The organism is Rhodococcus sp. WB1 (assembly GCF_001700945.1).
In the GTDB taxonomy this organism is placed as follows: Bacteria; Actinomycetota; Actinomycetes; order Mycobacteriales; family Mycobacteriaceae; genus Rhodococcus; species Rhodococcus aetherivorans.
The window spans coordinates 2,822,502-2,841,775 of record NZ_CP015529.1 but is presented as its reverse complement, the minus strand read 5'-3'; the positions used below and the strand labels follow the sequence as shown (position 1 = coordinate 2,841,775).

21 protein-coding genes are annotated in these 19,274 nt (G+C 71.0%); 12 read left to right on the top strand and 9 right to left on the bottom strand.

The features are described from left to right. The first annotated feature begins 44 nt into the window (after window positions 1–44). A complete protein-coding gene (locus A4U64_RS12535; protein ID WP_029543402.1) occupies window positions 45–527 on the top strand; it encodes a cation:proton antiporter regulatory subunit in 483 nt (160 codons plus the stop codon). Window positions 528–530: 3 nt separating this feature from the next. Further along, window positions 531–1,751: a cation:proton antiporter gene (locus tag A4U64_RS12530; RefSeq protein WP_029543404.1), complete on the top strand. Its 1,221-nt coding sequence runs from the start codon at window positions 531–533 to the stop codon at window positions 1,749–1,751. A gap of 10 nt (window positions 1,752–1,761) precedes the next feature. On the opposite strand, the gene A4U64_RS12525 is transcribed toward A4U64_RS12530, so the two are convergent. Together A4U64_RS12525 and ppgK are read right to left on the bottom strand one after the other, a co-directional pair. Further along, the gene (locus A4U64_RS12525; RefSeq protein ID WP_006938149.1) at window positions 1,762–3,120 is read right to left on the bottom strand and encodes an RNA polymerase sigma factor; all 1,359 of its coding nucleotides are present in this window, start codon (window positions 3,118–3,120) and stop codon (window positions 1,762–1,764) included. Between the two features lie 134 nt (window positions 3,121–3,254). After that, on the bottom strand, window positions 3,255–4,040 hold the full coding sequence (ppgK, locus tag A4U64_RS12520; protein ID WP_006938148.1) for a polyphosphate--glucose phosphotransferase: 786 nt from the start codon (window positions 4,038–4,040) through the stop codon (window positions 3,255–3,257). Window positions 4,041–4,162: 122 nt separating this feature from the next. Between ppgK and A4U64_RS12515 the strand changes: the two genes are divergently transcribed. Further along, window positions 4,163–5,059, top strand: coding sequence for an inositol monophosphatase family protein (locus A4U64_RS12515; protein ID WP_065922618.1), 897 nt, complete (start codon window positions 4,163–4,165; stop codon window positions 5,057–5,059). A gap of 15 nt (window positions 5,060–5,074) precedes the next feature. Here A4U64_RS12515 and cei read toward each other — a convergent pair whose 3' ends face one another. Further along, complete coding sequence (cei, locus tag A4U64_RS12510) at window positions 5,075–5,758, bottom strand: envelope integrity protein Cei (protein ID WP_065922617.1); 684 nt, start codon at window positions 5,756–5,758, stop codon at window positions 5,075–5,077. Window positions 5,759–6,125: 367 nt separating this feature from the next. On the opposite strand from cei, the gene A4U64_RS12505 reads away from it, so the two are divergent. Continuing rightward, window positions 6,126–6,428, top strand: a complete 303-nt coding sequence (locus tag A4U64_RS12505) for a DUF4193 domain-containing protein (protein WP_029543409.1) — start codon at window positions 6,126–6,128, stop codon at window positions 6,426–6,428. 86 nt (window positions 6,429–6,514) lie between these two features. Here the strand turns inward: A4U64_RS12505 and A4U64_RS12500 are convergent, their stop codons facing one another. Beyond that, the gene (locus tag A4U64_RS12500; protein WP_006938139.1) at window positions 6,515–7,024 is read right to left on the bottom strand and encodes a DUF3093 domain-containing protein; all 510 of its coding nucleotides are present in this window, start codon (window positions 7,022–7,024) and stop codon (window positions 6,515–6,517) included. A 19-nt stretch (window positions 7,025–7,043) separates the two neighbouring features. Between A4U64_RS12500 and dut the strand changes: the two genes are divergently transcribed. Together dut and A4U64_RS12490 are read left to right on the top strand one after the other, a co-directional pair. Further along, window positions 7,044–7,514 (top strand): dUTP diphosphatase, encoded by a 471-nt coding sequence (gene dut / locus A4U64_RS12495; RefSeq protein ID WP_029543411.1) that lies wholly within the window; start codon window positions 7,044–7,046, stop codon window positions 7,512–7,514. Window position 7,515: 1 nt separating this feature from the next. Next, window positions 7,516–8,319, top strand: a complete 804-nt coding sequence (locus A4U64_RS12490; RefSeq protein ID WP_006938137.1) for a DUF3710 domain-containing protein — start codon at window positions 7,516–7,518, stop codon at window positions 8,317–8,319. Window positions 8,320–8,337: 18 nt separating this feature from the next. On the opposite strand, the gene A4U64_RS12485 is transcribed toward A4U64_RS12490, so the two are convergent. Further along, entirely contained in the window at window positions 8,338–9,066 is a 729-nt protein-coding gene (locus A4U64_RS12485) for an alpha/beta fold hydrolase (protein ID WP_065922616.1), read from the bottom strand. A 135-nt stretch (window positions 9,067–9,201) separates the two neighbouring features. Between A4U64_RS12485 and A4U64_RS12480 the strand changes: the two genes are divergently transcribed. Both A4U64_RS12480 and A4U64_RS12475 read left to right on the top strand, forming a co-directional pair. Beyond that, complete coding sequence (locus A4U64_RS12480) at window positions 9,202–9,579, top strand: OB-fold nucleic acid binding domain-containing protein (RefSeq protein WP_006938133.1); 378 nt, start codon at window positions 9,202–9,204, stop codon at window positions 9,577–9,579. 69 nt (window positions 9,580–9,648) lie between these two features. Next, window positions 9,649–10,329 carry a DUF3159 domain-containing protein gene (locus A4U64_RS12475; RefSeq protein WP_006938132.1) on the top strand — a complete coding sequence of 227 codons (681 nt, stop codon included), beginning with the start codon at window positions 9,649–9,651 and terminating at the stop codon, window positions 10,327–10,329. A 4-nt stretch (window positions 10,330–10,333) separates the two neighbouring features. On the opposite strand, the gene A4U64_RS12470 is transcribed toward A4U64_RS12475, so the two are convergent. Continuing rightward, entirely contained in the window at window positions 10,334–10,987 is a 654-nt protein-coding gene (locus A4U64_RS12470) for a potassium channel family protein (RefSeq protein WP_006938125.1), read from the bottom strand. A 61-nt stretch (window positions 10,988–11,048) separates the two neighbouring features. Then, a complete protein-coding gene (locus A4U64_RS12465; protein WP_006938124.1) occupies window positions 11,049–11,714 on the bottom strand; it encodes a potassium channel family protein in 666 nt (221 codons plus the stop codon). Between the two features lie 185 nt (window positions 11,715–11,899). On the opposite strand from A4U64_RS12465, the gene A4U64_RS12460 reads away from it, so the two are divergent. The 4 genes from A4U64_RS12460 to A4U64_RS12445 all read left to right on the top strand — a co-directional run bounded on the left by A4U64_RS12460 (window position 11,900) and on the right by A4U64_RS12445 (window position 17,327). Next, a complete protein-coding gene (locus tag A4U64_RS12460; RefSeq protein ID WP_006938123.1) occupies window positions 11,900–13,894 on the top strand; it encodes an APC family permease in 1,995 nt (664 codons plus the stop codon). Then, window positions 13,891–15,159 (top strand): class I SAM-dependent RNA methyltransferase, encoded by a 1,269-nt coding sequence (locus tag A4U64_RS12455; protein WP_065922615.1) that lies wholly within the window; start codon window positions 13,891–13,893, stop codon window positions 15,157–15,159. The genes A4U64_RS12460 and A4U64_RS12455 overlap by 4 nt, the downstream gene beginning before the upstream one ends. 114 nt (window positions 15,160–15,273) lie before the next feature. Then, window positions 15,274–15,732, top strand: a complete 459-nt coding sequence (locus A4U64_RS12450; protein ID WP_006938121.1) for a MarR family winged helix-turn-helix transcriptional regulator — start codon at window positions 15,274–15,276, stop codon at window positions 15,730–15,732. Between the two features lie 59 nt (window positions 15,733–15,791). Continuing rightward, window positions 15,792–17,327, top strand: coding sequence for an MDR family MFS transporter (locus A4U64_RS12445; protein ID WP_029543427.1), 1,536 nt, complete (start codon window positions 15,792–15,794; stop codon window positions 17,325–17,327). On the opposite strand, the gene A4U64_RS12440 is transcribed toward A4U64_RS12445, so the two are convergent. After that, entirely contained in the window at window positions 17,328–18,167 is an 840-nt protein-coding gene (locus A4U64_RS12440; protein WP_006938118.1) for an ABC transporter permease, read from the bottom strand. Further along, a complete protein-coding gene (locus A4U64_RS12435; RefSeq protein WP_006938116.1) occupies window positions 18,164–19,138 on the bottom strand; it encodes a daunorubicin resistance protein DrrA family ABC transporter ATP-binding protein in 975 nt (324 codons plus the stop codon). The genes A4U64_RS12440 and A4U64_RS12435 overlap by 4 nt, the downstream gene beginning before the upstream one ends. Window positions 19,139–19,274 lie beyond the last annotated feature (136 nt).

The following is a 19,274-nucleotide window of genomic DNA, read 5'->3' as shown; positions in this document are numbered from 1 at the left end:
GGTGCGCCGTCACCCGTGTCCGCCGTGAGCCCTACTCTGGCGGCATGAACGTCGAAGTGACGCCTCTTCCCGGGATCGGTGTGCGCAAGGACTTCGAGCTGGCGTCGGGTCGTCGGATCGGGGTCATCACGCATCGGGACGGCCATTCGGACCTGATCATCTCGAAGGCGGACGATCCCGACGCCTGCGCCGCCTCGCTGCCGCTGACCGTCGAGGAGGCGGCCACACTGAGCAACCTGCTCGGCGCGCCCCAGCTCGTCGCCCAGCTCCAGGAGGACCACCGGGAGCTGCCCGGGATCATCACCCGGCAGCTGCACATCCACGACGGCTCCCGCTTCGACGGGGCGGTGCTCGGGGACACGGCGATGCGGACCCGCACGGGCGTGTCCGTCGTCGCGGTGATGCGCGCGGGGCAGGTGACGCCGTCGCCGGGACCGGACTTCGTGCTCACCGGGGGAGACATCCTCGTCGCCGTCGGCACCGCCGACGGGCTGGACGCCGCGGCCAGGATCCTGCGCAACGGCTGACGGATGAACTCGACCACGCTCGCCCTGATCGAACTGGGGGCGGTGTTCTTCGCCCTGGGGGTGCTCGGACGGGTCGCCGCGCGATTCGCCATGTCGCCGATCCCGTTCTACCTCCTCGGCGGTCTGGCGTTCGGCACCGGCGGCTTCGTCCAGCTCGGCGACATCAGCGAATTCAGTCACGTCGCCAGTGAGATCGGCGTGGTCCTGCTCCTGCTGCTTCTCGGGCTGGAGTACACGGCCTCCGAGCTCATGACCGGGCTCAAACGTTCCCGCGCGGCGGGTCTGCTCGATCTCGTGCTCAACGCCGCGCCGGGGGCGGCGATCGCGCTGCTGCTCGGTTGGGGTGCGACGGGGGCGTTCGTCCTCGGGGGCATCACCTACATCTCGTCCTCGGGCATCATCGCCAAGACGCTGACCGACCTCGGCCGTCTGGGTAACCGGGAGACTCCCGTGGTGCTGTCGATCCTCGTCTTCGAGGACCTCGCGATGGCGGTGTACCTGCCGATCCTGACCGCGGTGCTCGCCGGGGTCAGCCTGATCGGTGGACTCGAGGCCGTCGCGATCGCCCTGGGCCTGGTCACGATCGTGCTCGTGCTGGTGCTGCGGTACGGGCGTTACGTCTCCGCGGTGCTCGACAGCCCGGACAGCGAGACGCTGCTGCTCAAGCTGCTCGGGGCCGCGCTCCTCGTCGCGGGCGTCAGCTCGGCGATGCAGGTGTCGGCGGCGGTCGGTGCGTTCCTGCTCGGCATCGCGATCTCGGGGTCGACCGCCCACAATGCGGCTCGCGTCCTCGAGCCCCTGCGGGACCTGTTCGCGGCGATCTTCTTCGTGTTCTTCGGCCTCAACACCGATCCGACCGCGATCCCCCCGGTGCTGGGGTGGGCGGTGCTGCTCGCCGTCGTCACGGCGCTGACGAAGATCGCCACCGGCTGGTGGGCGGCCCGCCGGCACGGCATCGGCACCATGGGCCGGGCTCGCGCGGGCGCCGCACTCATCGCCCGCGGCGAGTTCTCCATCGTCATCGCCGGACTGGCCGTCACCTCCGGCCAGGTGGACGCCGAGCTCGCCGCCCTCGCCTCGGCGTACGTGCTGATCACGGCGGTGCTCGGACCCGTCGCGGCACGGATCGTCGAGCCCGTCACCCGCACCGTGGTGCCCCGGCTACGCGAACGGCCGTCGGCTGCGGAGCCGACGGCCGATCGCCGTGAAGCGGAAGAGTTCTAGACGTCGATCCTCAGTCGAGGTAGTCGCGCAGCACCTGCGACCGCGACGGGTGCCGCAGCTTCGACATGGTCTTCGACTCGATCTGCCGGATCCGTTCGCGGGTGACCCCGTAGACCTGCCCGATCTCGTCGAGGGTCCGGGGCTGACCGTCGGTCAGGCCGAACCGCAGCCGGACGACGCCGGCCTCGCGCTCGGACAGGGTCTCGAGCACCGACTGCAGCTGGTCCTGCAGCAGCGTGAACGACACCGCGTCGACGGCGACCACGGCCTCGCTGTCCTCGATGAAGTCGCCGAGCTGGCTGTCGCCCTCGTCGCCGATGGTCTGGTCGAGGGAGATCGGCTCACGCGCGTACTGCTGGATCTCCAGCACCTTCTCCGGCGTGATGTCCATCTCCTTGGCCAGTTCCTCCGGGGTGGGCTCGCGCCCGAGGTCCTGGAGCAGCTCGCGCTGGATGCGGCCGAGCTTGTTGATCACCTCGACCATGTGCACCGGGATGCGGATGGTGCGGGCCTGATCGGCCATCGCGCGGGTGATCGCCTGGCGGATCCACCACGTGGCATACGTGGAGAACTTGTAACCCTTCGTGTAGTCGAACTTCTCCACCGCACGGATCAGACCGAGGTTGCCCTCCTGGATCAGATCCAGGAATGCCATGCCACGGCCGGTGTAGCGCTTGGCGAGCGAGACGACGAGACGCAGGTTGGCCTCGAGCAGGTGGTTCTTGGCGCGGTTGCCGTCGCGGCAGATCCAGTTCAGGTCGCGGCGCTGCGCGACCGGCAGCTTCTCGCCCTTGTCGGCGTACTCCTGCAGCCGGTAGGTGGCGTACAGGCCGGCTTCGATGCGCTTGGCGAGCTCGACCTCCTCCTCGGCGTTGAGCAGCGCGACCTTGCCGATCTGCTTGAGGTAGGCGCGCACCGAGTCGGCGGAGGCGGTCAGCTCGGCGTCCTTGCGGGCCTGCCGCAGCGCCTCCGACTCCTCCTCGTCCCAGACGAAGTCGCCCGACGCCTTGTCCTTGTCGCTGGGCTCGTCGTCGGCTTCCGTCACCTCCACGACCACGTCCTCGGCACCTTCGAGGTCGGCCTCGGCGACGTCGAGATCCTCGAGCTCGGCTTCCTCGCCCTCGAACTCGTCGCCGGCAGGCTTGCCCGCCTTCTTGGCGGCGGCCTTCTTCGCCGTGGTCTTCTTGGCGGCGGCCTTCTTGGCCGGGGCCTTCTTGGCGGCCGCCTTCTTCGCCGGGGCCTTCTTGGCCGCGGCCTTCTTCGCCGGCCGCTTCGTGGCGGGTGCGGTACCGGTCGTGGTATCCGCGGCGTCCGCGGAGGCTGCCGATTCGTTCGGGGAATCAGCCGTGTGGATTTCGGTGGCTGCCACGTACGCCCTTTCGTGACGAGGTAGTGCGGCGTCGCGCCAGAGTGGTTCCGGCGGAGAGGTCTGTCGGGATCAGGCCGGTTCGCAGCCGGCTGTGCACCATTGTAACGATCGCCGCCACGCGCGATGTGCAGGACTCAGGGGAGTACACCTGTTTTCGCAGCATAGGCGGCCCCGATGATGCCGGCCGCGTTGCGCAATGCGGCCGGAACGACGGGTGTGCGGTTGGTCAGCAACGGGATCCACTTCTCGTGCTTGCGGCTGATCCCGCCACCGGCGATGAACAGGTCGGGCCACAACAGGGCCTCGAACCGCGACAGCACCAGCGAGACCTCCTTCGCCCACCGCTTGTACGTCCACTCGTTGTTCTCCTTGACCGACGACGCCGCGCGGTGCTCGGCCTCCATCCCGTCGATCTCCATGTGCCCGAACTCGGTGTTCGGCAGCAGATCGCCGTTGTGCAATACCGCCGAGCCGATCCCGGTCCCGAACGTGAGCAGGATGACCACCCCGGACGCGTCCTTGGCCGCGCCGAAGCGGTCCTCGGCGAGGCCGGCGGCGTCCGCGTCGTTCAGGACACTCACCGGGCGGTCGCCCAGAACCGACGAGAACAACGTCCGGGCGTCGGTGCCGATCCACGCCGGATCGATGTTCGCGGCCGTGCGCGCCACGCCGCCCGTCACCACGCTCGGCAGGGTGACCCCCACCGGTCCCGTCCACTGCGCCTCGTCCACGATCCGGGCGACCGTGTCGGCGACGGCCTGCGGGGTGGACGGCTGCGGGGTCAGGATCTTGATGCGCTCGCCCACCAACCGGCCTGTGGACAGATCGACGACGCCGCCCTTGATGCCGCTGCCGCCGACGTCGACACCGAATCCGAGAAGGTCCGGGTCCGGCGTGGCCGGGTGCATCGTCTGCGTCATCTCGCGCTCCCTCTCGTCACCGGAACAGTCACCGCGGGCGACCGCTGTCGTGACGTCACCCTAATCCGAACGTGGCCGCCGCGCGGGTGGTGCCGTGCCGCACAGTGTGTTCGGATACTCGGGTGCCCGACACCCCGGACTCCCGCCCCTCTACGCTGTCCCCCGACGTCACCACGGACCCGGCCCTGCTGCGCGAGATCGCCGTGTCCGTCGCGGCCGAGGCCGCCGGTCACGTGCGCGCCCGGCGGCCCGACCTGTTCCCACCCGCCGACACGGGTACCGACCGCGTCGGCGCGGTGCGGACGAAGAGCACCGACACCGACCCCGTGACGGTGGCGGACACCGAGACCGAGGACCTGATCCGTCGGCTGCTGACCCGGTTGCGGCCGGGCGACGCGATCCTCGGGGAGGAGGGCGGCGCCCACACCGGATCGAGCGGCGTCCGCTGGGTCGTCGACCCCATCGACGGCACGGTGAACTTCGTCTACGGCATCCCGGCCTACGCGGTGTCGGTGGCGGCCCAGGTCGGGGGGCGGTCCGTGGCGGGAGCGGTGGTCGACGTCGCCGCCGGGGACGTCTACTCGGCCGCGCGCGGGCGCGGAGCCACCCGCACCGACGTCGGCGGAGCGGTGACGCGCCTGCGCTGCAACCCGGTCGACGACGTCGCCCGCGCCCTCGTCGCGACGGGCTTCTCCTACGCGCCGCACCGTCGCGAACGGCAGGGCGCGCTGGTGGCCGGGCTGCTGCCGAGGGTGCGGGACATCCGCCGCATCGGTGCGGCCGCCCTGGATCTGTGCATGGTGGCGTCGGGGCGCGTCGACGCCCATTACGAACACGGCCTGCAACCGTGGGACTGGGCGGCCGGTGCGCTGATCGCCGCGGAGGCGGGCGCGTGGGTGCAACTCCCGGCCGGAGCCGGCGACGCCGGCGAGATCACCGTCGCCGCCGCGCCCGGCATCGCGACACAGCTCGCGGACCTGTTCGCCGCGCTCGGCGCCGACGCGCCGATCCAGGCCTGACGGTCCGCGGCGCGCTCAGCAGCGGGCGTCGCGGGCCGCGGCCAGCAGGTCGATGTCGAGCGGCGCAGCGGCCGCGCCCACCGGCGCCTCCCGCAGCGACTGCAGCACCTCCTCGGCGTCGGCGTTGGGCGCGATCTCCTTGGAGTAGGTGCCCAGGGCCAGGTCGACGGTGTCGTCGGCGCGGTCGTCGCGGACGAGTTCGGCGCACGGCGCGACCAGCCACACCGTGCTCGCCGCCGCGGTCCCGGCCGCCCCGAACCTGATCTGGCCGTGACACTGCATGTTCTGGTCGATGTAGACCGGGTCGTTGCCGGCCTGCACATCCGGTGCGCTCGCGAATCCGTATTCGGCCAGCTGGGTTGCCACGTGGGTGGCCTGGCCACGTTCGCCGTTGGCGTTGAACACCCGTACCCGCGCCGCCGCCAGGGGAGCGGGCTCCACGTCGAGCAGGACGGAACGGTCGACCACCTCGCCGAGGGGGGCCGGCTGGGGTCCGCCGGGCTCCGACGGGACGGTCGGCGGGGCGTTGCACGCCACGGTCCGGGACACCGGGTCCGAGCCGGCGAACACCGACGTCCACACCACGATCCCGATCGTCGCCAGGACCGCGAACAGGGCCGCGGCGGGCACGACGCGGCGCCGTGGGAACGGCCGGCCGCGTTCGTCCCGCGCGCGGCCTTCGGTGATCAGGGAAACCACGGCGCCCTGCCTCTCGCATCTCCAAGGGTTGTGTGCGACCACTGTAGAGGGCATCCCGGTGGGGTCCGGGAAGGTGGGCGACCGGTGGAATGTCTCGAGTTGCTGTGGTGTTGGTGACAATTGACCGACAATTCCCCGGACCGGGTGTATCGGTTACGGCTTCCGTGGGTACTTCCGCTATTGTTCGGCGGCCCAGGTCGTCGAAAGAGGCGACGGCGAGGCTTTCGACAGCGGAAGGCCCGGGTCGTGTCCGGGACCCGGATACGGCCGGTGGGAACTTCCGGAGACGGTCGGGCGTTGCCCGGGCCGAAGGACATGAACAGTGTCCTTCGGCAGGGCACCTGCACGAGGACTAGAGGTAGAGGAAATGGCGACTGACTACGACGCACCGAGGCGAACCGAAACCGATGATGTGTCGGAGGATTCACTCGAAGAACTGAAGGCGCGACGCAACGAGGCGCAGTCCGCCGTCGTGGACGTCGACGAGTCGGACACCGCGGAGTCCTTCGAGCTGCCCGGGGCGGATCTGTCCGGCGAGGAGCTGTCGGTGCGGGTGGTGCCGAAGCAGGCCGACGAGTTCACCTGCTCGAGCTGCTTCCTGGTGCACCACCGCAGCCGGCTCGCGAGCGACGAGAACGGAGTGATGATCTGCCGGGACTGCGCGGCCTGAGTCCCGGAGGGACGGCGCGGCCTGAGTCCCGGAGGGACGGCGCGGCCTGAGTCCCGGAGGGACGGCGCTGACCGGCCGCCCCCGGTTCAGCGTTCGGTCTTGTCGGCACACCCCAAGGCGGCCAGCAGCTCTGCCGGCCGCCTTGTGCTGATCAGCCAGTAGGGGGTGGGGTCGTCCGGGTCGTCCAGCACGACGAGCACCATCGTCCCGATCCACGGGCGGTGCTGGACGTACGCCGCCGGGTCGAGCTGGCGCCCCAGGGCGGCGCTCTTCGCCGACGCCGGCACCACGACACCGCGGGAGATCACCTCGAGCGGCAGGTGCGCCCGGCCGACGATCAACTCCCCGCCCGTCACCTCCAGCCGCAGCCGGGACAGCCACACGAGCGCCCAGACAGGGAACGGCAACAGCAGCACGTACGGCAGCCAGGCGTACAGGCCGGGCGCCCCCATGTGCAGTTCCGCGGCCAGCAGCGCCGCGACGCCCAGGCCGAGGGGCCACCACCACAGCGGCACCCACATCCGTTCGGAATAGACCGGTGCGCCGGTCGTCTGCTGCGCATCCGCATCGGGTCGAGAGGTTCGAGACACGTCCATCAGAGTAGTCTCGGTGCACGTGACCGATCTTCCAGCCGTCCCCCTGCTCCGCCTGGACCCGGGGATTCCCTTGCCCGCGCGGGCACACGCCGGCGACGCCGGTGTGGACCTGTGCACCACGGTGGACGTGACCATCGAGCCCGGGCGGCGAGCGCTGGTGGGGACCGGCATCGCGGTGGCCCTGCCCGTCGGCACGGTGGGTCTGATCCATCCGCGCTCCGGTCTGGCCGCGAAGTACGGGCTCTCCGTGGTCAACACTCCCGGGACGGTGGATGCGGGCTACCGCGGGGAGATCAAGGTGTGCCTGATCAACCACGACCCCGACCGCGCGGTCGAACTGCGTCGTGGTGACCGCATCGCGCAACTGCTCGTGCAGAGGGTCGAGCTCGTCGACTTCGTCGAGGTCGGCTCCCTCGACGACACCAGCCGCGGCGCCGGAGGATACGGGTCGAGCGGTGGGCACGCCGGTCTGGTGAAGGAAGGTTCCTGACATGTTCGGACGACGCCGGAAGAACCGGGACGCCGAGGCTCCGGGCCTCGCGGACGAGGGCGACTTCGACTCCGCGCCCGTGGACGACGAGGTGCAGGCGGCCGAGGGCGGTCCCTACGACATCGACGACATCGGCGAGGACGCGGTCGGTAGCCGGCTCGACCTCGGGTCGGTGCTCGTCCCGCTGCCACCGGGCGGGCAGATCCAGGTGGAGATGGCACCGAACGGCCAACCGCAGGCCGTGCATCTGGTGACCCAGCACGGCCGGATCACGGTCTCCGCGTACGCGGCACCGAAGTCCCCGGGGCAGTGGCGGGAGGTGGCCGCCGAGCTGGCCGAGTCGCTGCGCCGCGACAACGCGACGGTGAGCATCGAAAGCGGACCGTGGGGCCGGGAGCTGCAGGGCAGCACCCCGAACGCGGACCTGCGCTTCCTCGGTGTCGACGGCTACCGATGGATGATCCGCTGCGTCGTCGCCGGACCGGCAGGTTCGGTGACGGCCGACTCGCCGCTGGTGGAGACGGCCCGTGCCATCGTCGCCGAGACCGTCGTGCGGCGCGGCCAGGATCCGCATCCGGTGCGGACGCCGCTGCCGGTGGTGCTCCCGAAGGCCCTCGCGGAGCAACTGGCCGCCGCGCAACAGCAGGCGGCAGCCCAGCAGGCGGCCCAGCAGGCGGCGGCCCAGCAGCCCCTGCCGCCGCAGCAGTCCGCGCAACAGCAGCAGCCCGCGCCGCCCCAGCAGCCCGCGCCGCCCCGGCCGCGGCACGGCGAGTCGGGTTCGGCGATGCAGCAGCTCGGCTTCTGACGGTCCGGTCCGCCGGGGTCAGTCCCCGACGCGGCGCAGTGCCTCCAGACAGGTGGCTCCCAGCACGGCGGGATCGGCGCCGATCCCGGCGAGGGTGACGGTGCCCAGCGCGGCCCGCCTCAGGTGCGCACACCATTCCTGCGCGACCGCGAGGGGATGGACCGGGTCGTCCACGGCGGCGGCGATGCCGACCGGCACCTCGACGGTCCGCAGCTCGTCCCGGTCCGGCGCCCGGTAGCGGGACGCCTCGTCGAGCGCCGCCGGCAGGCCCGGCCACTGCGACCGCCAGGAGCGGGCCAGTTCGACCCCGAGCCAGGCGGGGCTGGACGCCACCATCGCCGCGGTGACCGCAGCAAGCCCGTGGGCGCGCAGCTCGCCGGCCGTCCAACGGGCGCTCGCCGCCGCCGGCGCGGCCTCCGGCGAGCCCGTCCACGCCGGCAGGGCTGCGAGCACGCCGACGGTGCGCCCCGGGTGCTCGGCCGCCCACCGCAGCGCGACGGCCGCCCCGAGCGACACCCCGCCCACCAGCACGGGACCGTCGGCGGCGGCGCGCTCGAGTGCATCGACGTAGCTGCCGACCACGCGTGCCGGGTCCGGGTCGACCGCGACGGTGCGTATTCCGGCAGCGGCGAGCGGACCGCCGAACGCCCGCTCCACGAAGCGGGCGTCGGAGCCCGTCCCGGGCAGGACGACGGCGACGAAAGTGCTGGGCCCGGCGTGTTCGGGGGACGTGTTCGCGGAGCGCATGGTCCGATCCTGCCGGACCCGTCCGAGCAGGTGGGAACCCGAGTGGTTGCCCTGTGCGGATAGGTCTACAGTGGCCCTCAGGAAAGCCCCATGCGCGGCCCGCGATCCGTGCCGCGCCCTTCTCAGGAGCACGCTATGGCACCCGCCGCAGCCGGTTACTTCCGCCGACTCACCCGTCGGCTCACGGAAGATCTCGAGCAACTCGACGCCGAGGAGATCGCCGAAACCGCCCAGGCGACGGGTGCCCGCCGCGCCTGCGACTGTGCGCGCGGCGAAGAGGTGACCATGTTCGGTCGTCTCCGCAGTGTCGAGGCGTGCCCGAAGGCCGCCAGCGCCGCCGTCGAGGCGGAACTGTTCGACGGCACCGAGGCCGTCAAGCTCGTATGGATCGGACGTCGCCGCATTCCGGGCATCGAGCCGGGCAAGACCCTGCTGGTGCGCGGGCGCGTCGGCGAGCGTGACGGCTCGAAGGTCATCTACAACCCGTATTACGAACTGCGCGAGCGGGCCTGACCCGAGCGCCGGTGCCCCAGCGCCCGGCGCCGCCCCGCGCCCGCGTGGGGCTGTGGCACCCTCGTAGGAGTGAGCGACAAGCAGCAGACGGTCCTGGAACAACTCGGTGGACTCAGCGGGTTGGTCTACTCGACCGTGCCCGTGCTGGTGTTCGTTCCGGTCAACAGCATCTGGGGCCTGACCGCCGCGATCTGGGCGGCCCTCGCCGTGGCCACCGTCATCCTCGTGTGGCGGCTCGTCCAGCGCACCCCCGTCCAGCCCGCGGTCTCGGGGCTCCTCGGCGTGGGCGTGTGTGCGTTCATCGCCTACCGCACCGGCGACGCCAAGGGCTACTTCCTCTTCGGCATCTACACCAGCCTGCTCTATGCCGCCGGTTTCGTCCTGTCCATCCTGGTGCGGCGGCCCCTGGTCGGCGTCATCTGGGGCATGCTCAACGGGCAGGGATCGTCCTGGCGGCGGCATCGCGTCGCCGTGCGCGCCTACGACATCGCGACCGCGGCGTGGGCGCTGGTGTTCGCGGCCCGCTACTTCGTGCAACACGAGCTGTACGACGCCGACCGGACCGGCTGGCTCGCCGTGGCCCGGATCGGTATGGGATGGCCGCTGACCGCGGTGGCGTTGCTCGTGACCTTGTGGGCGGTCCGCCGCGCCGATCGGCTGGTCGAGCCGGCGCCCGAGGCTGTCGACGAGCCCGTCGAGACCGGCCCGGGCCGGGCCGCCGAAGCCGGCCCCGACCAGGACGCGCGCTGACCTGCTAGAGGCCGATGGCCGCCCGCAGTTCCTGCTCCACCTCGGCCGCGGCGACGAACAGCAGCTCGTCGCCGCCTTCGAGCGGATCGTCGGGCTGCGGGACGATGACCCGGCCGCCGCGCAGGATCGTCACCAGGGCCGCGTCCCGGGGCAGTTGCAGCTTGCGCACCGGCTTGCCGGCCAGCACGGTGGTGTCCGGCAGCGTGATCTCGACCAGGTTCGCGCCCTTGCGCAGCGTCATCAGCCGCACCAGGTCGCCGACCGAGACGGCCTCCTCGACCAGCGACGCCAGCATGCGCGGCGTGGACACGGCGACGTCGACGCCCCAGGACTCGTCGAACAGCCACTCGTTGCGCGGATCGTTGACGCGGGCGACGACGCGGGCGACGCCGAACTCGGTGGTGGCGAGCAGGCTCAGCACCAGGTTGGCCTTGTCGTCGCCGGTGGCGGCGATCACCACGTCGTACTGCTCGAGCTGTGCGGCCTCGAGCAGGCTCAGCTCGCACGCGTCGGCGTGCACCCACTTGGCGTCGGGCACGGATTCGGGCTCGACGTGCTCGAGCTTGCGTTCGAGCAGCATCACTTCGTGGTTGTTGCGGATCAGTTCGCGCGCGATGGAGCGCCCGACGGCTCCCGCTCCCGCGATGGCCACCTTCATCGGCGTTCCTCTCGGTGATTCCGGGTCGTGTGTTGCGGCTGCGCCTGCGGGCGCGGCACGGTCAGTCGTCGGCCGCGGGGGGCTGTTCGGCGAGGGCGATCGCCTCGGCGACGGTGCCCGAGACAGCCGCGATGTAGACCTGGTCGTCCGCCTGCAGCACGGTCTTGCGGTCGGGTAGGACCCCGGTGCCGAATCGGATGATGAACGCGACCCTCGAGTGGGTCGCGGCCTCGAACTCGGTGACGTTGCGGCCGATCCAGTCCTCGTGCACCGACACCTCCGCGACGGCGACGGTGCCGGTCGGATCCCGCCACTTGGCGGTCTGGCTCTCATGGGTGAGGTTGTGCAGGAACCTGTCGGTCGTCCACGGCACCGTCGCGACGGTCGGGATCCCGAGTCGCTCGTACACCGCGGCGCGCTTGGCATCGTAGATGCGGGCGACGACGCGCTCGACGCCGAAGGTCTCCCGGGCCACACGGGCGGAGATGATGTTCGAGTTGTCCCCGGAGGAGACGGCGGCGAACGCGTCGGCCCGCTCGATGCCGGACCGCACCAGCACGTCCCGGTCGAAGCCCATACCCACGATCGTGTGCCCGGGAAAGTCCGGACCCAGCCGCAGGAACGCGCTCGGGTCGCGGTCGATGACGGCCACCTCGTTGCCCAGCCGGACGAGCGCCGCGGCCAGGGAGGAACCCACCCGGCCACAGCCCATGACCACCACGTACACCGTTCGCTCCGTTCCGCTTCTTTCCGTGTCGCCGCGCGTCCCGATCGCGACGCGCAGAACCGAACCGTACCGCCCGCGCAGGACCGGCGTGCGGTGCCGGCCGAACGGGCTCCCCGCAGAGGTGCATTTCGGACACGGCCACGGGTGCCCGGCGGGTGGCCGGTGGGACGGCTTAGGCTTTGCGAGTGTCCAAGCTCTCGACCGCCACGAAGCGGTTGTTGTTGGGTAGGCCGTTCCGCAGCGACACGCTCGGTCACACGTTGCTACCCAAGCGAATCGCCCTGCCGGTGTTCGCATCCGACGCGTTGTCGTCGGTGGCGTACGCCCCGGAGGAGATCTTCCTCGTCCTGTCCGTCGCGGGTCTGTCGGCGTACGTGTTCACGCCGTGGATCGGCGTCGCGGTGGCGCTCGTCCTCGCCGTCGTCGTCGCCAGCTACCGGCAGAACGTGCACGCGTACCCCTCCGGCGGCGGCGACTACGAGGTTGCCACCGTGAACCTCGGTCCGACCGCGGGATTGACCGTCGGCAGCGCCCTGATGGTCGACTACGTGCTCACCGTCGCGGTGTCGATCTCCTCGGCCGCGGCGAACATCGGATCGGCGGTGCCGTTCGTGGCGCAGCACAAGGTGCTGTTCGCGATCTCCGCGATCGTCGTGCTGACCGCGGTCAACCTGCGTGGCCTGCGGGAAGCCGGCACCGCGTTCGCCGTCCCGACCTACGCCTTCATGATCGGCATGATCGTCATGCTCGGGTGGGGTCTGGTGCGCGTCTTCGTGTTCGGGGACGACGTCAAGGCCGAGTCGGCCGGGTTCGAGTTGGTCGCCGAGCAGTCGGATCTGGCCGGGATCGCGTTCGTGTTCCTGCTGGCCCGTGCGTTCTCGTCCGGGTGTGCCGCGCTGACCGGCGTCGAGGCGATCAGCAACGGGGTGCCCGCGTTCCGCAAGCCGAAGTCCCGCAACGCCGCCACGACCCTGCTCATGCTCGGCGGGATCGCGATCGTCCTGCTCCTCGGCATGATTCTGCTCGCGAACAAGCTGGGGGTGGTCATCGCCGAACATCCCGAGACCCAGTTGCGCGGTGCCCCGGAGGGCTACCAGCAGAAGACGCTCGTGGCGCAACTCGCGCACGCGGTCTTCGACGACTTCCCGCTCGGGTTCCTGCTGATCACCATCGTGACCGCGTTGATCCTGGTGCTGGCCGCCAACACGGCGTTCAACGGCTTCCCGGTGCTGGCCTCGGTGCTGGCGCAGGACCGCTACCTGCCCCGGCAGCTGCACACCCGGGGCGACCGGCTGGCGTTCAGCAACGGCATCCTGTTCCTGTCGGGCGTGGCGATCGTCTTCGTGTGGGCCTTCGATGCCGAGGTCACCAAGCTGATCCAGCTCTACATCGTCGGGGTGTTCGTCTCGTTCACACTCAGTCAGACCGGCATGATCCGGCACTGGACGCGGCATCTGGCGTCCGAGACCGACCCCGAACAGCGGGCCCGCATGCGACGGTCGCGGATCGTCAACACGATCGGCCTGATCATGACCGCATCCGTCCTGGTGATCGTGCTGGTGACGAAGTTCGCGGCGGGCGCGTGGATCGCGATCGTGGCGATGGTCGCGATCTTCGGTGTGATGAAGGCCATCCACCGTCACTACGACAGCGTGGCCGAGGAACTGGAGAACACCGAATGGGACGGTGTGCTGCCCAGCCGCACCCATTCGATCGTGCTGGTGTCCAAGCTGCACATGCCGACCCTGCGGGCGCTGGCGTACGCGCGGGCCACCCGGCCGGACACGCTCGAGGCGGTCACCGTCAACGTCGACGAGGCCGACACGCGGATGCTGGTGCGCGAATGGGAACGCAGCGACATCACCGTCCCTCTCAAGGTCGTCGAGTCGCCGTACCGGGAGATCACCCGCCCCGTCCTCGAATACGTCCGGCGGGTGCGACGGGACTCGCCGCGCGACGTGGTGACCGTGTTCATCCCGGAGTACGTGGTGGGTCACTGGTGGGAGCAGATCCTGCACAACCAGAGCGCGCTGCGGCTGAAGAGCCGGCTGCTGTTCCAGCCCGGTGTCATGGTCACCAGCGTCCCGTGGCAGCTGAGCTCGTCGGCCCATGCCCGCGGCGAACGATTGGACTCCGCGCCGGGATCGGTGCGGCGGGGATTCGAGGAGGAGGAGCGGTGAGCATCGACTGGTCCGGCCGTCGGCTCGAGGTGACGCTGGGCAACCCGGCGCACGGGGGCTTCTGCGTCGCCCGGCACGAGGGGCGGGTCGTGTTCGTCCGGCACGGTCTGCCCGGGGAGCGCGTCGTCGCGCTGGTCACGGAGGACCGTGGCGGCTCGTTCTGTCGCGCCGACGCCGTCCACATCCTCGAAGCGTCGCCGGACCGGGTGGAGCGGGTGTGTCCCATCGCCGGTCCCGGCGGATCGGGGTGCTGCGACCTGTCCCACGCGACGGTGCCGGCCCAGCGGGCATTCGGGGCTGCGGTGGTCGCGGAGCAGTTGCGCCGTCTCGGCGGCATCGAGCGCGAGGTGGTCGTCGAGGAGGTGCCGGGCGGGGCGGCGAACGGCACCCGCTGGCGCACCCGGGTGCGGCTGGCCGTCGACGCCGCCGGGCGAGCGGGGTATCGGCGCTACCGGAGCCACGAACTGGAGACCGAACTGGCGTGTCCGCAGATCGAGGCGCGCGCCTACGAGGGGCTGGCCGAGCGGGTGTGGCAGCCCGGTTCCGAGGTCCAGGTGGTCCTCGATGCGGACGGGACGCGGCACGTGGTCGAGATCGCACCGCCGCCGGTCTCCCGCACGGGACGTCGCAGTCCGGGCCGGCGGGGAGCGTCCGCCCGCCGCGCGGCGGCCGGTGCGCCCCGCGCCGAGAAGGTGATCGAGGGCTCGGGGCGGGCGGTGGAGCGGGTCGGCGGCCGGGACTGGCACCTGGCCGCGACCGGCTTCTGGCAGGCACACCGCGGCGCGGCGCAGACCTATTCGGACACCGTGGGGGAGTGGGCCGCGGCGTCGCCGGGGGCGACGGCGTGGGACCTCTACGGCGGTGTCGGGGTGTTCGCGGCCGTCCTGGCCGATCAGGTCGGCCACGGTGGCCGGGTCGAGTCGGTGGAACTGTCGCGCCGGGCGGTGCAGGACGGCGCGGAAGCGCTCTCGGATCTCGGGCAGGTGCGGTTCCATGCGGGCCGGGTGGAACGGCTGCTGCCGGATCTCCCCGCCCCGCAGGTCGTGGTGCTCGATCCGCCTCGGGCCGGCGCCGGGCGCGAGGTGGTGGCGGCCGTCGCGGCGGCCGGGCCGGAGCGCGTCGTGCACGTCGGATGCGATCCGGCGTCGTTCGGCCGGGATGTCGGCCTGTACCGGGAGCACGGGTTCGAGCTGGCCGAGCTGCGCGTCTACGCGGCGTTCCCGTCGACGCATCACGTGGAGTGCCTGGCGTTGTTCACCCGCTGAGCGGGCCGATCACGGATTCAGGGCGTCTCGCGCGTCCTCCGCGGTTGCTTGCGGCATGCAACTAAATGTATAGTTGCGTGTCGCAAGCAAATAATTTCGATTCGGAGGTGTTCCGTGGCTGTCCAGCCCGACACCGCGCACGCGCTCGTCGACGCGATCTTCCTGTTCGGTCGCACGCTGCGCACGACCCTGGCCAACTCGACGGGTGACCCGTTGCCCAACGCGCTGACCGGCGTCCTGTTCGTCCTGTGGCGAATGGGGGAGTGCCGCCCCACCGAACTCGCCGCGGAGCTGTGCATGAGTCAGTCCGCGTTGAGCCGGCAGCTGGGGGAGCTCGTCGAACGGGGGATGGTGGACCGCCACCGTGACCCGGACGACAGGCGTGCCCACCGCGTCAGCGTGTCCGAGACCGGGCAGAAAGCCCTGCGCGAGATCCGCGACCGGCGCGCCTCCCGATTGCACGAGCTGCTCGGCGGCTGGGACCAGGCGCAAGCCGAATCCGCCCTCGACGCGCTCGCGCACCTGAACCACACCCTTTCCGTACACGAACCCCCCGGAAGGAACTGCCTGTGAGTGCCGCAGCTGTCAGTCCCCCCTCCTCGGCGAGCGGACCCGGCGCCGCCGAGACCACCATGACGCACCGCGAGATCCTCGAGGCTCTCGCCGGCCTGCTCGCCGCCCTCTTCACGGCGCTGCTCAGCAGCACCATCGTGGCGGTTGCGCTCCCCACGATCATCGCGGACCTGAACGGCACCCAGACCCAGTTCGCGTGGATCATCACCACCGCGCTGCTCGCCAACGCCGCCTCGACGCCGATCTGGGGCAAGCTCGCCGACCTGTTCAACAAGAAGCTGCTGGTGCAGACGGCGATCGTCGTCTTCGTGGCCGGCTCGATCCTCGCCGGCTTCGCCACCAACGTGCCCGTCCTGCTCGCCGCCCGCGTGATCCAGGGCATCGGCATGGGCGGTCTCACCGCGCTCGTCGTCGCGGTCATCGGCAGCATCATCCCGCCCCGCGAACGCGGCCGGTACTCCGGCTACATGGGCGCGGTGATGGCCGTGTCGATGTCGGGCGGACCGATCCTCGGCGGCATCATCGTCGACAGCCCGCTCGGCTGGCGCTGGTGCTTCTTCATCTCGATCCCGATCGCCGTCGCGGCCATGCTGTTGCTGCAGCGCACCCTGCACCTCGTGACCGAACGCAAGCAGAACGTGAGCATCGACTGGCTGGGCGCCACCCTGCTGACCGCCGGTGTCAGCGTCCTGCTGATCTGGGTGTCGTTCGCCGGCAAGGCCGGCTACTACGAGTGGCTGTCGTGGGAGACCCTCGCGTACGTCGGCGCCGGCGTCGGACTGCTCGCCGCCACCGTCGTGGTCGAGTCCAAGGTCGCCGACCCGATCATCCCGCTGAAGATCGTCACCGAACGCACCACTGCGCTCGCGATCATCGCGTCCGTCGCCGTCGGCGTCGGAATGTTCGGTGCCACCGCGTTCCTCGGCCAGTACTTCCAGACGGCCCGCGGCTACAGCCCGACGGCCGCCGGCCTGCTCACCATCCCGATGGTGCTCGGCTCGCTCGTGGCCTCGGTGGTCTCCGGCCAGCTGATCACCCGCTTCGGCCGGTGGAAGCCGTTCCTGGTGCTCGGCGCCGTACTGCAGGTGATCGGTTTCGGGCTGCTCGGGTTCCTCGACCACGCCACCCCGATGTGGCTGATCGGGGTCTACATCGCGATCGTCGGCCTCGGCACCGGCATGCTCATGCAGAACCTGGTGCTCGCCGTGCAGAACACCGTCAGCGTCCGCAACATCGGAGCCGCGAGCAGCTCGGTCGCGTTCTTCCGTACCTTCGGCGGCGCGATCGGAGTGTCCGTGCTCGGATCGATCCTCGCCACACGCGTGACGACGCTGTCCGCGGACGGCTTCGCCGCCCTCGGCATCGACACCGGCTCGGCCGGCGGCGGAGGCAACCTCGACCTCGCGGCCCTGCCCGAACCGGTCGCGGAGATCATCCGCCACGCCTACGGCGACGCCACCGGCCTGCTGTTCCTCGTCGCCGCGATCATCGCGCTGGTCACCGTCGCGGCGGTCGCGTTCATCCCGAACCGCCCGCTGCGCAAGACCATCGACATCGTCACCGAGGAGAAGGTGCCCGCGCCGGCGGAGCACTGATCAGGACCGGCGGTTGTACAACCACATCGTCGCCGGCCCGAACAGCACGATCAGCGCCGCGCACCACGCGAACACGATCGCGAGGTGCGCGGCGTCCGGCGTGCCCGCCGTCAGATCCCGGATGGCGGTGACGAGCCGGCTGATGGGATTGACCGTCACGAAGCCCTGCAGCCAGCTCGGCATCGTCGCGGGGTCGACGAACACGTTCGACGCGAAGGTGAGCGGGAACAGGATGGTCATGGACACACCCATCACCGCCTGCTCGGTGCGCAGCAGCATCGCCAGCATCGTCCAGACCCACGAGAGACTGAACGCGAACAGCAGCACGAGCGCCACCGACCCGATCGTGCCGATCGGGCCGCCCGTGGGCCGGAACCCGAGCATCATCCCGAGGGCCAGCACGATCACCGACGCCAGCGTGTAGCGGGCGAGATCACCGAACAACGCGCCGACGAGGGGAGCGGGCCGCCACACCGGCATCGAGCGGAACCGGTCGAACACGCCCTTCTCGATGTCGCGGTTGAGCGTCATGCCCGTGTACATCGTGATGGTGCACACCGTCTGCACCAGGATGCCGGGGATCAGGAACTGCACGTACGCGGTGGTCGAACCGGCCAGCGCCCCGCCGAACAGGTACGTGAACAGCAGCGTGAACATCAGCGGGAAGACGGTCACGTCGAACAACTGCTCGGGAACGTGCTTGATCCGCAGCAGTGCCCGCCACCCGAACGACAGCGACGCGGCGAACGCGGACGCCGGCGTCGGACGCGGCCCGGGGACGTGGAGGACGTCCACGACGGCGGCGGGGGTGCCCGCCCGTCGGTCGGCGGTCGAGGTCACGACGCGATCTCCTCGTCTTCGTCGGGAACTTCCGTGGGATGGCCGGTGAGCGCGAGAAAGACCTCGTCCAGGCTCGGCTGCCCGAGGGCGAACGTCGTGACCGGGATGTCCGCCGCGGCGAGGGCCGTCAGCGCCCCCGCCGCGGCCCGCGGATCGTCCACCCGCGCGGTCAGCGCGGCCGGATCGGACGCGGCCGTCACCGCCACCCCCAGCGCGGCGCCCAGCACCGCCGCCGCCTCGTCCCGGCGCGCGGGATCGACCACCCGCACGTGCAGCGAACCCGACCCGACGGACGCCTTGAGCTCGCCCGGGGTGCCCTCGGCGATCACCCGGCCACGGTCGATGACCGCGACCCGGTCGGCGAGCTGGTCCGCCTCGTCGAGGTACTGCGTCGTCAGCAGCACCGTCGTCCCCGCGGCCACGAGCGCCCGCACGATCTCCCACACCTGGTTGCGGCTGCGCGGGTCGAGCCCCGTCGTCGGCTCGTCCAGGAAGATCAGTTCGGGGGCGACGATGATGCTCGCGGCGATGTCGAGGCGCCGCCGCATGCCCCCCGAGTACAGCTTCACCTGACGGCCCGCGGCCGGCTCCAGATCGAACGCCGCCAGCAGCTGTCCGGCCCGGGACCGGGCACCCGCCCTGGAGAAGCCCAGCAGCCGGGCGAGCAGTACCAGGTTTTCCGCGCCGGTCAGATCCTCGTCGAGCGACGCGAACTGGCCGGTGAGCGAGACCCGGCGCCGCACCAGCTCGGGCTGAAGACGCACGTCGTGCCCGAGTACGGTCGCGGTCCCGCCGTCCGGTGCGAGCAGGGTGGCCAGCATCCGGATCGTGGTCGTCTTCCCGGCGCCGTTCGGGCCGAGGACGCCGTAGACGCCGCCGGCGGGGACGGCGAGGTCGATTCCGGCCACGGCGGTCTCCGCGCCGAATCGCTTGATCAAGCCCGAGGTCTCGATGGCCAGTGCAGGGGGCATGGGTCCAGCCTCGCCCACGGTGCCGGGCCCGGCAATCGGTTTTGTCGGATTCGACCGGCCTGGGGTCGCCCCGCGCAGTGCCCACCCCCGCTCGGCGGGGGCCCGGCGTGCCACACCGGCGCCACCGTGGGCGACG

Excerpts from the sequence above, each read along its gene's own strand:
- A4U64_RS12535 (WP_029543402.1), top strand. The coding sequence starts at position 45 with ATGAACGTCGAAGTGACGCCTCTTCCCGGGATCGGTGTGCGCAAGGAC.
- A4U64_RS12530 (WP_029543404.1), top strand. The coding sequence starts at position 531 with ATGAACTCGACCACGCTCGCCCTGATCGAACTGGGGGCGGTGTTCTTC.
- ppgK (WP_006938148.1), bottom strand. The coding sequence starts at position 4,040 with ATGACGCAGACGATGCACCCGGCCACGCCGGACCCGGACCTTCTCGGA.
- A4U64_RS12505 (WP_029543409.1), top strand. The coding sequence starts at position 6,126 with ATGGCGACTGACTACGACGCACCGAGGCGAACCGAAACCGATGATGTG.
- A4U64_RS12500 (WP_006938139.1), bottom strand. The coding sequence starts at position 7,024 with ATGGACGTGTCTCGAACCTCTCGACCCGATGCGGATGCGCAGCAGACG.
- A4U64_RS12490 (WP_006938137.1), top strand. The coding sequence starts at position 7,516 with ATGTTCGGACGACGCCGGAAGAACCGGGACGCCGAGGCTCCGGGCCTC.
- A4U64_RS12485 (WP_065922616.1), bottom strand. The coding sequence starts at position 9,066 with ATGCGCTCCGCGAACACGTCCCCCGAACACGCCGGGCCCAGCACTTTC.
- A4U64_RS12480 (WP_006938133.1), top strand. The coding sequence starts at position 9,202 with ATGGCACCCGCCGCAGCCGGTTACTTCCGCCGACTCACCCGTCGGCTC.
- A4U64_RS12470 (WP_006938125.1), bottom strand. The coding sequence starts at position 10,987 with ATGAAGGTGGCCATCGCGGGAGCGGGAGCCGTCGGGCGCTCCATCGCG.
- A4U64_RS12445 (WP_029543427.1), top strand. The coding sequence starts at position 15,792 with ATGACGCACCGCGAGATCCTCGAGGCTCTCGCCGGCCTGCTCGCCGCC.
- A4U64_RS12435 (WP_006938116.1), bottom strand. The coding sequence starts at position 19,138 with ATGCCCCCTGCACTGGCCATCGAGACCTCGGGCTTGATCAAGCGATTC.